Annotated in this window: 18 protein-coding genes; 9 read left to right on the top strand and 9 right to left on the bottom strand. The window is 55.6% G+C overall.

Annotated elements, in window-relative coordinates; genetic code table 11:
* Positions 1-61 precede the first annotated feature (61 nt).
* Genes thsB through ACYOR7_RS00185 form a run of 3 tightly spaced genes read right to left on the bottom strand, consistent with a single transcriptional unit; the run spans position 62 to position 2,449 of the window.
* Entirely contained in the window at positions 62-1,729 is a 1,668-nt protein-coding gene (thsB, locus tag ACYOR7_RS00175; RefSeq protein WP_479912781.1) for a thermosome subunit beta, read from the bottom strand.
* A gap of 53 nt (positions 1,730-1,782) precedes the next feature.
* Positions 1,783-2,205, bottom strand: a complete 423-nt coding sequence (locus tag ACYOR7_RS00180) for a thioesterase family protein (RefSeq protein ID WP_479912782.1) — start codon at positions 2,203-2,205, stop codon at positions 1,783-1,785.
* Positions 2,206-2,233: 28 nt separating this feature from the next.
* Positions 2,234-2,449 carry a hypothetical protein gene (locus ACYOR7_RS00185; RefSeq protein ID WP_294806790.1) on the bottom strand — a complete coding sequence of 72 codons (216 nt, stop codon included), beginning with the start codon at positions 2,447-2,449 and terminating at the stop codon, positions 2,234-2,236.
* A 308-nt stretch (positions 2,450-2,757) separates the two neighbouring features.
* Between ACYOR7_RS00185 and ACYOR7_RS00190 the strand changes: the two genes are divergently transcribed.
* Together ACYOR7_RS00190 and ACYOR7_RS00195 are read left to right on the top strand one after the other, a co-directional pair.
* Entirely contained in the window at positions 2,758-3,030 is a 273-nt protein-coding gene (locus ACYOR7_RS00190; RefSeq protein WP_294806793.1) for a 50S ribosomal protein L44e, read from the top strand.
* A gap of 8 nt (positions 3,031-3,038) precedes the next feature.
* Positions 3,039-3,239: a 30S ribosomal protein S27e gene (locus tag ACYOR7_RS00195; RefSeq protein ID WP_294806796.1), complete on the top strand. Its 201-nt coding sequence runs from the start codon at positions 3,039-3,041 to the stop codon at positions 3,237-3,239.
* Here ACYOR7_RS00195 and ACYOR7_RS00200 read toward each other — a convergent pair.
* From ACYOR7_RS00200 to ACYOR7_RS00220, 5 genes are read right to left on the bottom strand one after another with little or no spacing between them, the layout of a single operon-like run.
* Positions 3,192-3,794 (bottom strand): NTP transferase domain-containing protein, encoded by a 603-nt coding sequence (locus ACYOR7_RS00200; RefSeq protein ID WP_479914434.1) that lies wholly within the window; start codon positions 3,792-3,794, stop codon positions 3,192-3,194. The two genes, ACYOR7_RS00195 and ACYOR7_RS00200, sit on opposite strands and share 48 nt — an antisense overlap.
* Positions 3,795-3,817: 23 nt before the next feature.
* A complete protein-coding gene (gene cobS, locus ACYOR7_RS00205) occupies positions 3,818-4,579 on the bottom strand; it encodes an adenosylcobinamide-GDP ribazoletransferase (protein ID WP_479912783.1) in 762 nt (253 codons plus the stop codon).
* Positions 4,566-5,540 carry a cobalamin biosynthesis protein gene (locus tag ACYOR7_RS00210; RefSeq protein ID WP_479912784.1) on the bottom strand — a complete coding sequence of 325 codons (975 nt, stop codon included), beginning with the start codon at positions 5,538-5,540 and terminating at the stop codon, positions 4,566-4,568. Before ACYOR7_RS00210 ends, cobS begins: the two co-directional genes overlap by 14 nt.
* Positions 5,540-6,391 (bottom strand): cobyric acid synthase, encoded by an 852-nt coding sequence (locus ACYOR7_RS00215; RefSeq protein WP_294806805.1) that lies wholly within the window; start codon positions 6,389-6,391, stop codon positions 5,540-5,542. The genes ACYOR7_RS00210 and ACYOR7_RS00215 overlap by 1 nt, the downstream gene beginning before the upstream one ends.
* Complete coding sequence (locus tag ACYOR7_RS00220; RefSeq protein WP_479912785.1) at positions 6,384-7,445, bottom strand: pyridoxal phosphate-dependent aminotransferase; 1,062 nt, start codon at positions 7,443-7,445, stop codon at positions 6,384-6,386. The genes ACYOR7_RS00215 and ACYOR7_RS00220 overlap by 8 nt, the downstream gene beginning before the upstream one ends.
* A gap of 92 nt (positions 7,446-7,537) precedes the next feature.
* On the opposite strand from ACYOR7_RS00220, the gene asd reads away from it, so the two are divergent.
* The 3 genes from asd to ACYOR7_RS00235 all read left to right on the top strand — a co-directional run bounded on the left by asd (position 7,538) and on the right by ACYOR7_RS00235 (position 10,282).
* Positions 7,538-8,614: an aspartate-semialdehyde dehydrogenase gene (gene asd / locus ACYOR7_RS00225; RefSeq protein WP_294806809.1), complete on the top strand. Its 1,077-nt coding sequence runs from the start codon at positions 7,538-7,540 to the stop codon at positions 8,612-8,614.
* 242 nt (positions 8,615-8,856) lie between these two features.
* On the top strand, positions 8,857-9,321 hold the full coding sequence (locus ACYOR7_RS00230) for an Lrp/AsnC family transcriptional regulator (RefSeq protein ID WP_075055409.1): 465 nt from the start codon (positions 8,857-8,859) through the stop codon (positions 9,319-9,321).
* A 64-nt stretch (positions 9,322-9,385) separates the two neighbouring features.
* Positions 9,386-10,282: a heme o synthase gene (locus ACYOR7_RS00235; RefSeq protein ID WP_294806818.1), complete on the top strand. Its 897-nt coding sequence runs from the start codon at positions 9,386-9,388 to the stop codon at positions 10,280-10,282.
* Here the strand turns inward: ACYOR7_RS00235 and ACYOR7_RS00240 are convergent.
* Positions 10,266-10,910 (bottom strand): ribosome biogenesis protein, encoded by a 645-nt coding sequence (locus ACYOR7_RS00240; protein WP_479912786.1) that lies wholly within the window; start codon positions 10,908-10,910, stop codon positions 10,266-10,268. The genes ACYOR7_RS00235 and ACYOR7_RS00240 overlap by 17 nt on opposite strands.
* Here ACYOR7_RS00240 and ACYOR7_RS00245 point away from each other — a divergent pair.
* From ACYOR7_RS00245 to ACYOR7_RS00260, 4 genes are all read left to right on the top strand, one after another.
* Positions 10,909-11,346 (top strand): ribonuclease P protein component 4, encoded by a 438-nt coding sequence (locus tag ACYOR7_RS00245; RefSeq protein WP_479912787.1) that lies wholly within the window; start codon positions 10,909-10,911, stop codon positions 11,344-11,346. The genes ACYOR7_RS00240 and ACYOR7_RS00245 overlap by 2 nt on opposite strands.
* Positions 11,347-11,374: 28 nt before the next feature.
* Positions 11,375-11,830, top strand: coding sequence for a 30S ribosomal protein S19e (locus tag ACYOR7_RS00250; protein WP_294805792.1), 456 nt, complete (start codon positions 11,375-11,377; stop codon positions 11,828-11,830).
* A 7-nt stretch (positions 11,831-11,837) separates the two neighbouring features.
* A complete protein-coding gene (locus ACYOR7_RS00255) occupies positions 11,838-12,128 on the top strand; it encodes a DNA-binding protein (RefSeq protein ID WP_294805790.1) in 291 nt (96 codons plus the stop codon).
* Between the two features lie 73 nt (positions 12,129-12,201).
* Positions 12,202-13,260 carry a zinc-binding dehydrogenase gene (locus tag ACYOR7_RS00260; RefSeq protein WP_294805788.1) on the top strand — a complete coding sequence of 353 codons (1,059 nt, stop codon included), beginning with the start codon at positions 12,202-12,204 and terminating at the stop codon, positions 13,258-13,260.
* Positions 13,261-13,266 lie beyond the last annotated feature (6 nt).

A 13,266-nucleotide genomic window follows, 5' to 3' on the forward strand; every position in this document is an offset into this window, starting at 1 on the left:
GCGGTATTTGTTGTTTGTTGAAAAAGAGAAAAAAGGAAAAAGAGAGAGAAGAGGGGCTTGCTTATTCCATTCCCATGCCGCCCATTCCACCCATGCCACCCATACCGCCGCCCGGCGGCATCGCTGGCATCCTGGACTTGCTTGCGGCAATCACGTCGTCGATCCTGAGGATCATCGACGCGACCTCTGTTGCAGACTTGATTATCTGCTGCTTTACCACCAGTGGCTCCAGCACGTTCTGCTTGTACATGTCGGCTACCACGGTGTTCCTTGCGTCGACTCCCGTCCATTTGCTTCCTTTGCTCTGCTTGGCGCGCAGTTCCGTCATGGTGTCAATCGGGTCCATGCCGGCGTTCTCTGCCAGGTTGAGCGGGATTGCGTCAAGGGCATCTGCGAATTTCTGAACCGCAAGCTGGGCGCGGCCTTCTTGGCTTGAGGACCACTGGCGCAGCTCGTTTGCGATATAGGCTTCTGGCGCGCCTCCGCCTGCCACGATGGCCGGCTTTTCAAGGACGTCCTTCATGACCATGAGTGCGTCATGCAACGACCTGTCAGCCTCGTCTACTACACGCTGCGAGCCACCGCGGACAAGGATTGTGACAGCTTTCGGGTTTTTGCACCCTTCGATGAACACCCACTTGTCTGTCTCTACCTTGCGCTCCTCCACCAAGTCTGCAGAACCGAGGTCTTTTGCGGTCAGGTCGTCAAGGTTATTGACAATCCTTGCGCCCGTTGCGCGGGACATTTTCGTCATGTCGCTTTCCTTCACCCTGCGCACGGCAAGTACTCCTGCCTTTGCGAGGTAGTGCTGGGCGATGTCGTCGATTCCCTTCTGGCAAAGCACGACGTTTGCGCCAGAGCTCTTTATTTTGTCGACCATAGCCTTTAGCATCCTGTTCTCTTCTTCGAGGAACATCTGCATCTGGTGCGGGTCGGAGATGCGTATCTCTGCGCTCATCTCTGTCTTTTCGATTTCAAGTGCCGAGTTGATGAGCGCGATCTTGGCTGCCTCTATGCGCTTTGGCATACCTGCGTGCACCACTTCCTTGTCAAGGACGATGCCCTTGATGAGCTTCGTGTCGTGCATTGAGCCTCCAGCCTTCTTTTCCACCTTGATGTTGTCAAGGTCGACCCTCAGGCTGCCGTCTTCTGCCTTCTCTGCGACCTGCTTTGCAGCATCTGCAACTATCGCCCCAAGGAGCGGGCTGTCCTCAGATACAAGCTTGGAGTCCATGCTGGTCTTTGCTATCTTTAGGAGCATGTCCTTGTCAGAGATATCGACCTGCACCGCTATCTTTTCCAAAAGCTTTAGCGCCTGCTCTGCGGCCGAGTTGTAGCCGTCGACGATGACGGACGGGTGGACGTCCTTGTTCAAAAGCTCCTCCGCCCTTTCAAGCAGCGCGCCGGCAAACACCACTGAAGAAGTGGTGCCGTCGCCGACCTCGTTGTCGACCGACTTGGATACCTCGACCATCATCTTTGCCGCCGGATGCTGCACGTCTATCTCTTTCAAGATGGTAGCACCGTCGTTTGTTATGGTCACATCGCCGAGGTTGTCCACCAGCATCTTGTCCATGCCGCGTGGGCCAAGGCTCGTCTTCACTATCTCTGCGATCAGTTTTGCCGCTGTCAAGTTGTTCTTTTGCGCTTCGCGTCCCTTGCTTTCCTTAGTCCCTTCCTTCAGGATTAAGACTGGCATACCGCCAGGAGTTGTTTGAATTGATGCCATTACAGTATCACCTAAGAATAATTACGACTTTTCATGCATCTCTTATATATTTTTCACATGCCTAGCTGCTTTTGCTTCTCGCCAAACTTGGCCCGGAACCTCGGAACGTTGATGATAAAGCGCTCGTGCCTGCCCTCTCCTATCCTCTCAAGCTTGTCCCTCGCTTCCACATCGAACATGACCTGCCTGCCGTTTACAGAGGCCACTTTTGCCTTCAGGAACACATGGGCACCCACTGGCGTTGCAGCAAGGTGCCTGACGTCGACTATGGTGCCGACCGAGTCCCATTCTGCCTCGGGGATTACCTGCTCCTTGAGAAGGAGCCGGCACGTCTCTTCCATCTCCATTATCATGGCCGGGGTGGAAAACACGTTCTCGCCCTCCCAGAGAAAGCTTGTGGTCATGTTCGAGCTAACCGTTATTTCGCGCTCTTTTACCGCGCCCACCCTTACCCTGGACCCAAAATCGATGCTCATAATATCCTGTTTTCCACGAGAGGCTCGCTTAAAACTTGTGCCGGCGGATGTCCGACTTGCGCTCCCTCTCCTCCTTGACGTGGTGCAGCCTGTCTTTCTCGTGGAGGAAAAGCTTGCCGCAGTCCGTGCATTTTATGATGTGGTGCTTGTGGGCGTCATGCGCGTGGTGCACGAGCTCTTCGTAGCTTGAAAAGCGCGTATGGCAGTCTTCGCACTCGTTCTTTTCGCGGTGTAAAAGGCCCATATATCGGGCTATGGTATAATAGCCTACGCTATAAGGTAATCGAAAAAGAAAGAAAAGAGAAGCGACCCTGTGTCTTTCTTACTTGGCACGCCTCATACCGGAGGCAATAGCATAGGCCAGACCAACTATCAGGCCAAAAGCCAACGGAATCCATACGGGAAATGCAGCCGGGTCGATCACTTGTCTGAACAGAGCTTCAAACATGCCTGAAGGATAATAATACAAGTATATTAGATTTTCTAAGCTGGCCCTCCTCAAGGCACCCAGACATACCTTAAATTACCCTAGCGTGGATTCATGTGATAGCTATGAAGATGGAGAAGGAGATGCGCAAGTTCTGCCCCAAGTGCAAGACGCACACCATGCAGTCTGTTGCAATATACAAGAAGGGCAAGGACAGGACCGTGGCAGAAGGCGCTCGCAGGCACGCCGAGGACAAGAAGGGATATGGCGGCCAGAAATTCCCAGAGCTTAAAAGGACCGCCAAGACCACGAAAAAGATTACTTTACGCTATACATGCAAGACTTGCCAGAGAAAGACCATGAAGGAAGGACGCAGGATACGCAAGCTGGAGATCTGATAATAGTCATGAAAAGAGAAAACATCCTAGTTCCAAAGCCGCGGAGCAACTTTATCTCCGTCCAGTGCGAAAAGTGCGGCGCAAGGGCCGTCATATTCTCGCACACGACGTCTGAAATAAAGTGCTCCGGATGCGGCGAGACGCTTGCCACGAGCTCGGGCTCAAAGGCGCTCATCGCCGGCAAGGTCATTGGCGTTCTTGACCAGTGACTCTGCAAGCTTTTTTTCCATTCTTGTGTTCACATTCAGCGCGATTTCTGTCTTGTTCATGATGACATAGCGTTCCCCCACCGCGCCCTTTTTTGCGCGTGCCGTGTCAAACAGTGTGATGCCCGAGTGGCACAGGTTTCCAAAGGCTACGCTTGGGACGACGCCGAGGTCCTCCACAAAGCTCTTCTCGACTGCGATGGATGCCGCAGGCGCATCGGCCTCTGCTAGCCTGTCGACGATTTCATTTACCGTCTCTGCGGTCAAAAGGGGCACGTCAGCCGGCACCACTAGCACTCTTGCCGGCGCAAGCTTTTCGAGCAGGATTGCAAGGTCCTGCGGGTAGCCAGCTCCCGGCGTATCCATTGTCTCGACGCCTGTTGACTGCAGGAACTTTTTTGTCTCCGGCGTGCTTGGCGAAACTACTGCGACTATCCTTTCAAACCGCCCGGATTCTCTTAGCGCGAGCACCACGCGCTCGACAAAGCGCCTGCCTGCAAGTTCTGTCATCGGCTTTTCGGTCCTTGATTTCATCCTTGTGCCCCTCCCCCCGCACATGATTGCAGCGGCAGCAGCAGTTATCAAAGCGTGATCACCATCGCCGCCGTCGACGAAAAGACGATGAGCGAGGCAAGCCTCGAAACTTCATTGGAGGCGCCCAGCACGTCGCCGGAAATTCCACCAAAGCTCCTCTTTGCGGCGTGCCTCATCAGCGCCCCGAGTGCGACAGAGACTCCAAGGGCGGCCATGCCGGCATAGCCGGCGCAAAACCACACGATTGGGAGCATTATCGCAGTAGCGGCAAGCATCTTTTTTCCGTCCTTCATGGCCGCGGTAAAGGGCGAACTGAACCCCTCCCATGCCGACGTGCCCCGGTATGTCAGAAGGACCATGATGTATTTTGCAATCACTTCGGCGGCGACGATGCTCGTCAGGATCTTTGTGCCAGAAAATCCCGTGTTGAACACGATTATCATGCCGGCAAAGTACATGACAAGGGCCGCGACGCCTGCCGAGCCGACGGCAGGGTCCATCATCGCCTTGCGCTTCTTTTCCTTGTCGCCCTTGGCCATCAGGCCATCCGCATAGTCTGCAAGCGCGTCGGTGTGGTGCACGCCTGTCAGTATCACCAGCGCCCCTGCGACCAGCAGGCCGACAAGGAGCGGGGGCAGAAACGGCGATATTCCAAGGGCCATGCCGCCGGTGATGGCGCCGACTACGGCGCCGGCCACCGGGAACAGGTACATGTTCTTGGCGATGTAGTGTATGTCGTGTTCGCCCTTACCGACCGGGATTATGGTCAGAAACGCCAGCACAGACTGAATGGGCTTAAGGGAGGCCAAGCAAAAGCCTCCACCAGCCGGCCAGATATAAAACCGACACCGCCGGCACGCAAAACGCAAGGAAGAACAAGAGCGTGGTGAGTTTCATCATCGAGATCGCCTTTCTGCACTTTTCAAGGGTGGCCTGCTCCTGGCTGTCGCCAAGCGAGTAGTGGCCTATCTTCTCAAGCCGTATCCGGAGGGCGCCGGCCATCGTGGCCATGGGGTAGCCTGCGTTTGGCGAGAACGTCTTGGCGTGGTCGCGCTGCAGAATCCCAAGCGAGTTCTTCCAGTCGGCGCCAAGCATCCTTGCTGAAACAACCATCAGAAAAGCGGTTATTCGAGCTGGCACATAGTTGGCAAGGGTGTCAAGCCGCGCCGACATCCAGCCAATGTCCCTGTAATAGTCGTCCTTGTATGCGACCATCGAATCAAGCGTGTTTATCGTTCTGTACGCAAAGGCGCCGGCCGGCCCAAGAAGCGAATGATAGAACAACGGCCCCGTGATGCCGTCGACTGTGCTTTCGCTGACGCATTCTATTGTCGCTGAAAGCACGTGCTGCTCGTCAAGGTCCTCTGTCGGCCGGCGCACTATCATCGACAGGTTCTGCCTTGCGCCGGGCAGGTCGCCGTTTTCAAGGCAGGCCATTATTGCCCGGGCGTGCCTGTCCATCCCGCGCACGGCAACCGTGACTTTGAGGATTACCGCGGAAAATATCGCCAGTGCGACTGCGCCTGCAATATGCAGGCTTGCCATTGCGCCAAGGTGCACGCCGGCGCCGACAAGCGCCACGAGCAGTATCGCAAAAGCGATGCCTTTGGCCCGCTCTTTTGCCCTTGACTCTGCCTTGAGCCGCGGGACGAAATAGCCGATGAGCCGGCCAAGCCATGCCACTGGGTGGTAGCGGTTTGGCGGGTCGCCTGCGACAACGTCAAGGCCAAGGCCGCCGGCAAGACCTGCAATAATGAGAGTAATCAGCATCAGACGCCCACTATCCAGTCCAGCCTCTTTACGTCCACGCTGTCTTTTATTACCTTTGCAAGTATGTCTATCTGCCAGTCCCACGCGTCCTGTGGCAGGTCATCCCTTGTTGCGCCGCCGCCCACAAGCGAGTCTTCCTCGGGCAGGTCAAGGTCGATTTTCGGTATGACTCCAAGGATGCGCTTTCCAGTCAGCCTCTGCGTCTCTTTTATCGCCGGCTCCAAGAGCGACTTGTCGCCCCTGAACTTGTTTATCAGAAACCCCTTGACAAGCGCCCTGTGCTTTGTCTTTAAAAGCTGGAGCGTCCCGACCATGCTGGCAAAGCACCCGCCCCGCTCAATGTCTGCCACGATCACAACGGGCGCGCCTACCTTTTCTGCAAGGAGCATGTTTGCAATGTCGTATTTGGCGATGTTTATCTCCGCCGGCGAGCCGGCTCCTTCGATGATTATCAAATCGTTTTCCCGCCGCAGCCCGTCAAGCGCCTTTAGTACAAGAGGCAGGCCGTGCTCCAGCGCGAATTTTTCGTAATAGTCGCGGGCGTGCATCTCAGAGTAGAACCTGCCGTTTATCATGACCTCGCTGCGATAGTCGCCAAGCGGCTTTAGCAGGATTGGGTTCATCCGGGAGTCCGGCTGCTTTTTTGCGGCGACTGCCTGTACCGCCTGCGCCTGCGCCATTTTTGAGCCGTCTTTTGTCAGGTACAGCTTGGATGACATGTTCTGCGACTTGAAGGGCGCCACCCTGTAGCCCCTGTCGGCGTACAGCCTGCACAGACCCGCCACGAGCGTGCTCTTGCCTGCTCCAGACGACGTGCCCTGAACCATTAAAAGTTTTGCGCGCCTAGCCACCTGACACCATTGCCTCCAGCGCCTTTACAAGCGCAACGTTTTCTTTGTGCGTCTTTATCGCGACGCGGATGTGCCTGTCTCTCATCCCGGTGAAGGTGCTGCAGTCGCGCACAAGCACCCCCGTCTTTTTCAAGAGCCGGTCGCGAAATTCAGTAGAGTCGCCCTTTATCTGTACGAGAAAATAGTTTGCGTCGGACTTTATCGGCAAAAACCCTGCTTTTCTTATCCTGTCGTGGAGGAACCTGCGCTCCCTTGCCACCAACGCCCTTGCCCTTGCGATATGGCCCCTGTCTGCAAGCGCCGCTATCCCTGCCGCCTGCGCAAGCCCGTTGACGTTCCACGGCGTTTTCTTTGCCTGCATCTCTTTTGCAAGCGCGGGGCTGGAGATGCTATAGCCGAGCCGCAGGCCGGCCATGCCAAACGACTTGGTCAGCGACCTCAATACCACGAGGTTTTCGTGCTTGCGCACCATGTCCGCCAGCGTGTTTTCCTTTGGTTTGTCGACAAGCTCGATAAAGCACTCGTCAAGCAAGATCCTTGTTGTGGATGGGTCCACTCCATCAACCACCTTTCTCACCGCGTCGGTCGCAAGCAGGCCGGTCGGGTTGTTCGGGTTGCAAAGAAAGACCGCATCCGCGCCCCTGGCGCTTTTAGTGACCGCCTCTGCGTCAAGCGCAAAATCCGCAGACAGCGGAACGAACGTCACCTCCGCGCCCGCCTTTTCAGACGCAAGCTCGTACTCGCAGAACGTGGGCGCCGGGATGACCACGCGCTTTCCCGCAAACGCCTGCGCAAACCAGTAGATTATCTCTGCCGCGCCGTTGCCCACCGTTATGTGGCCTGTGTCAAAACCAAGACGCCGCGAAAGTCCCTTTTTGAGGTCAAGGCACTCTGGATCGGGGTATACAGGAGCAAGGCGGCCCGCCTGCCTCTCGATGACTCTTACCGCCTTCTTTGGCGCGCCAAGCGGGTTGACGTTTGAGCTAAAGTCTACCCTGACCTTTTTGTGGTCCACCGAGTAGATGCCGCCGTGAGAGCAGGCGCCGGTTGTCATCAAGGTTCTTGTATTGTTCTCTGTATTTAGAATGTGCGCCTCTCCGTTTGGAATAACGATTATTAGCTGCGACACATCTCAAACGCCCGTATATGCTCAAGGTAGCAGTGATAGGCGCCACCGGCGCCGTGGGCCAGGAATTCGTCGTGGCCCTGCACAAGCACAAATGGTTCCAGCTTACGCAGGTGGCAGCTTCTGAAAGGTCGGCAGGCAAGAAATACGTCGACGCCCTCCGTGACCCAAGCTCGGGGATACTGAGGTGGCACAACCGCGAGGAAGTACCCGAGTACGTCAAGGACATGGTGGTCAGCAAGGTCGACGACATCAAGCCGGAGAACTTTGACCTCATATTCACCGCGCTAGAGTCTGACGACGCGATGGTTATCGAGCCTCGGTTTGCCAAGACCACGCCGGTCATAAGCACCGCCGCGGCATTCCGCTACGAGTCGGACGTACCGATACTCATCCCGGGCGTAAACGACGACCAGGCCGGCCTGTTGAAGGCTCAGAGCAAGAATAGGGACTGGAAGGGGTTCGTCGCTCCGCTGCCAAACTGCACGACCACCGGCCTTGCAATCACGTTAAAGCCGGTCCTTGACAAATTCGGCATAAACAAGGTGATAATGACCTCGATGCAGGCGCTTTCCGGCGCAGGCAGGTCGCCGGGCGTAATCGCATTGGACATCACCGACAACGTCATCCCGTACATACCAAAGGAGGAGGAAAAGGTGCAGAGAGAGGCGAAAAAGATCCTCGGCAAGTTCGCCAAGAACGCAATCACGCCGGCGGATTTCCGCGTCAGCTGCACGTGCACCCGTGTACCGGTCCTTGACGGCCACACTGAAACGGTCTTTGTCGAGACGGCCGAGGCGGCAGAGCCGGAAGACGTGAAAAAGGAGATGCTAAAGTTCTCAAAGAACGTGTCGATAGGCAAACTCCCATCCGCGCCAAAGGAGTACATCGTGGTCCACGATGACCCGACCAGGCCGCAGCCGAGAATTGACCGCGAGCTCAACGACGGCATGACGACGGCAGTCGGCAGGCTCCGCAAGGATACGGCCTTTGACAACGGGATAAAGTATGTCTTGCTGTCTCACAACGAAAAGATGGGTTCTGCCAGGGGCGCCGTCCTGCTTGCAGAGCTGCTGAAAGACAAGCAGATCCTCTAGGCTTTTTTTATTATTAATGATGGCGCATGCGCCGGTCGCCGGGTTGCACTGGCACATTGCCCTTTTGTGGCTACTGTTGCATTTTCCCGGTAGGCGGGGAACTTAAATTACCGCCAGCCAGCAATAATTCACCGACGCCTTTTCATAACTTGAAAGCTTGTAAAATATTGAATTAAAGCACCGTTTGGGGTCATATTATACGTTTATTAACACCCAGTCTCTTAAGTTATGCTCGGCTTTCCATGGGGAAAATAGACGATCTCGACGTCAAAATTTTAAGCGAACTAGCCAAGGATGCCAGCATTTCTGTGCCCAAGCTATCCAAAAAAATCAACATCAACTCGTCCGTCGTGTACAGCAGGATAAAGCGTCTTGTGAAAAAGGGTCTCATCAAGAAATTCACGATTGTGATAAACGACGAGGCGCTTGGCTTTAACGTAAAGGCGCTGACGGGCATCAACATGGATTCAAAGCTGCGCGACAACGTCCTCAACGAGCTCTTCAAGATCCCGGAGGTGCGCGAGGTCTCTGAAGTGACGGGCAGGTTTGATATCCTTGTCACCATGAACGCCCACTCTCTTGACGAGATGCACCAGCTGATCTCGGAAAAGATAGGCAGAGTCGAAGGAGTACAAAAGACCGAGACATTCATCGAGATGCGCAAGACGGTCAGGGAGCTTGCGTACCCGTCCTCGATAGAAAAGTAGCAGTTTTTAAGCTATAAATAACTAGAATGTGCCCTGTAGGTCGGATCTCGATCGCTTGGACACTGTGAGGCAGGTCTCCGTAGGAAACAAGATCAAGGACTACTATGAAGTCACCAAGCCCAAGATCTGGTATCTTCTCGTTTTCACTACCTTTGGCGCGGCCCTCACGGCGTCGTTCTACTTTCACATGCCACTATCGCTCTCGACGTGGGTCCTGCTCATTGGAGGCGTGACCGCCGGCTCGGCCGCGGCAGAAACCCTGACAGGGTACATCGACCGCGACATTGACGCCATGATGGACAGGACGAAGGACCGGCCCATCCCGTCGGGTAGGATATCCCCGAAAAACGCCCTTGCATTTGGGCTGATACTGACTGCGATATCCCTTGTCATGTCATGGTTTGTCAACATCTGGGCGTTTGGGCTCATGGCCTTTGGGCTCTTTGACAACGTCATAGTCTACAGCAAGTGGCTCAAGAGGCGCAGCCAGTCAAACATCATACTGGGCGGGTTTTCGGGAGGCGCGCCGGCGCTCATTGGCTACGTGGCGGTGACGACGCAGAACCTGGAGATAGGGCTCGTGATGGCCGGCCTCGTGTTCCTGTGGATACCCACCCACATCTGGAGCCTTGCGCTGCACATAAAGAAGGACTATACCAAGGCAAGCGTTCCGATGCTCCCCGTGGTGTCGAGCGAAAAGAGCTCGGTCCGCGTCATTGCCGGGACGACTGTCATGATGGTGGTGTTCAGCCTCGTGCCGTTCTTTTTTGGCGAGTTTGGGCTCATCTACCTTGCGACCGCGGGGGTGTTTGGCGCGGTGATGCTTGCGCTTTCAATGTGGCTACTTGTCAAACCCACCGAAAAAGCCTCATGGACAGTCTTTAAATTCTCTAGTCCGTACCTGACGGCGCTCTTTATTGCGTTCATGGTGGACGCCTATTACTTCAAGCCGCCTGCCTAGCCTTCTTTTTCTCGCACTCGTACAGCATCCTGGCAATTACGACGTGGGCCTCCAGCCCCATGCCCTCGATAGAGTAGGTGCAGTTGAACAGTGCCTTTGTGTCGTCGCCAAAGTGGCCCTTTGGAAAGCCGCCTATCACGAACATGCAATTATCGACGTCATTTTTGCTGACGACCTGCTCGGCGCTTGACTGCACACCCGCCGACGATAGTCCTACTACTTTGTCCGGCTTGACATCGCGTACTAGATCTGCAAGCGTGCCTTTTTTCATTTCCATGAGGACAGCCCCTTCGTCGCTTTTCACCACGCCGTCGCGGAACAGGCCCTGCATTAGGCCCTCAAAGCGGAAATACGACTTTGGGATGCGCAGGCCGGCTGCGACTAAAATTATCCTGTCGCCAAACGTGTGCACGTACACGTCCAGGTGCCCCTGGATAAAGAGCGGGGTCGAAAGCGCCTCCATGAGCGCAAAATGGACGATGTCGGGCCGGCCCCGCTTCCAGCTATCCGGCAGGCGCTTCATGGCGGCGTGGTGGTAGCTTCTGTCAAGAAGCGTTTCCTCTGGTTTGTGGCCAAGCTTTCTTGCGCGGTTTGATACCGCCGGGTGGCTCGCTATCTCTTCCGGCATGCATTCAAGGGCCGCCTCTGCTATCACAAGGATTGATTTGTCCGTGCCGGACGGTTTGCCTTGTGGGCCTTATATTGACAGCTGCTTTTTATCAGGCGCCGGCGCTAGAGCTCTCACGGACAGCAAAAAGCAGCAGGTCAGGGAAATGGCAAAAGAGCGCATCGAGATCCTGGTAGCAGGCGCCCTGAAGGAGCAGGACATCACCCTTGCCAGCCGCCAGGCAAACCTTGCAAAAAAGGTGGCGATGCGCCACCGTGTGCGGATGCCCTATAGTGCAAGGCAGCTGTACTGCAAAAAGTGCAAGGCGTTCATAGTGCCGGGCAGGACAGCAAGGGTGCGCTTGGGCCGGTCGGAGACAAAGGCCGTGCGCATTACCTGCACACTGTGCGGGCACACATACCGCAAGGTCATCGCCAAACGCAGTAAGGATTTATAAGGGCTGTTGCGACTTTTTTCCGATACAAATGGCCAAGGTTTACGACGTTCCGGCTGATGAGCTAATCGCCAAGCTGGCCGAGCAGCTGAAGAAGGACAAAAAGATCGAGCCTCCAGCGTGGTCGGCGTTTGTCAAGACAGGCTCGCACGCCGAAAAGATCCCGCAGAACAGGGACTGGTGGTACACCAGGTGCGCTTCTCTTTTGAGAAAGATTTACCTTCACGGTCCGATAGGCGTTTCAGATCTAAAAGTGGCATACGGCGGGCGCAAGCAGATAGGCTACAACCTCTCGCACCACAAGGACGCAGGCGGCGCCATCATCAGGCACGCCATGCAGCAGCTCGAAGCCGCTGGGTACGTCACAAAGCTGCCAGCAAAGGGCAGGGTGGTGACAAGCGAGGGCACGAAAAAGCTCGACAGGCTTGCGACAGAGATTCACAAAGAGCTGATCAAGGCCGCCCCGGCGCTCCAACGCTACGCATAAGTGAAAAATGTCTGCCCCTCCACCACAGCAACCAAACGACGAGGAGATTAGGAGGCGGGAGGCAGAGGCCGCCGCGATGCGCCAGCGTGTCCTGTCCGTTGTTCTGGACCCGCAGGCACGACAGCGCCTCACCAATATACGAATGGTCAAGCCAGAGCTTGCGACAGCCGTCGAAAACTATTTGATAAATGCTGCATCGACAGGCAGGCTCAACCGCGCCCTTTCCGACGACGAATTGAAGCAGATTCTGGCGAGCCTGCAGCAGCCAAAGAAGGAATTCAAGTTCGACCGGCGCTAAGCATCCGACGGTTTTCTGCCGGCCGTTGTGGAGTTAACTATTTAAGGTCAAAAGCAGGCTTTGCCCTCTATATATGAAGGCAGCAGTATTTAGAGAATACAACAAAGACCCGACAAAAGTTGTCAAGATTGAGGATATCGACGTTCCCAAGCTAAAGCCAAACGAGGTTCTAATAAAAGTAGAGTCAGCGTCGTACAACTACAACGACCTGTGGGCAATATGGGGCGAGCCAGTAAAGACTCCATTGCCGCACATTTCCGGAAGCGACGTCGCCGGCACGGTTGTAGAGGTGGGCTCGGACGTCCTGAAGCTCAAGGTGGGCGACAGGGTTGTGTCGCACTCGAACATGTCCTGCAGGGTGTGCGACGCGTGCACCTCAGGCAGGGAATATGACTGCGAAGACCGGCAAATCTGGGGCTTCCAGACCGGCCCGCTCTGGGGCGGCTTTGCGCAGTACACTCGCCTCCCAGAGGTAAACGTGGCCAAGATAGCAGACAACGTCTCGTTCCACGACGCAGCGGCCGTCTCGATGGTCGGCATGACCGCGTGGCACATGCTGGTCGGCAGGGCCAAGATAAAGCCCGGGCAGGTCGTGCTCATCATGGGCGGCGGTTCCGGCGTCGGCATGGTAGGAATACAAATTGCAAAGCTGTACAACTGCACAGTCATCGCCACTGCAGGCAAGCAGGACAAGATGGACAAGTGCCTTGAGCTTGGCGCCGACTATGTAGTCAACCACAGGGAAGCCGACTGGTACAAGAAGGTGCGCGCAATCAACAAAGAGATGAAACAGACCGGCGTCGACGTGGTGTTTGAGCACATCGGCAAGTCCGTCTTCCCGCAGGAAGTGAGCCTGCTAAAGATGGGCGGGACACTCGTGGCGACAGGTGCGACGACAGGCTATGACTCGACAATCGACCTGCGCTATCTGTTCTTCAAGGGCACAAACCTCCTAGGCTCTACGCAGGGCACCAAGGCAGAGCTTGAAGACGTAGTGCACTGGGTCTCAAAGGGCAAGATAAAGCCAATTATTGACAGCGTGCTTCCGTTCTCAGACATGGTCAAGGGCCACGTCATGATGGCAGAGGCGCAGCAGTTCGGCAAGATCCTGACGACCCCGCAAAAGCTGTAAGGGAAA

The organism is Candidatus Nitrososphaera sp. 86-2 (assembly GCF_056726185.1).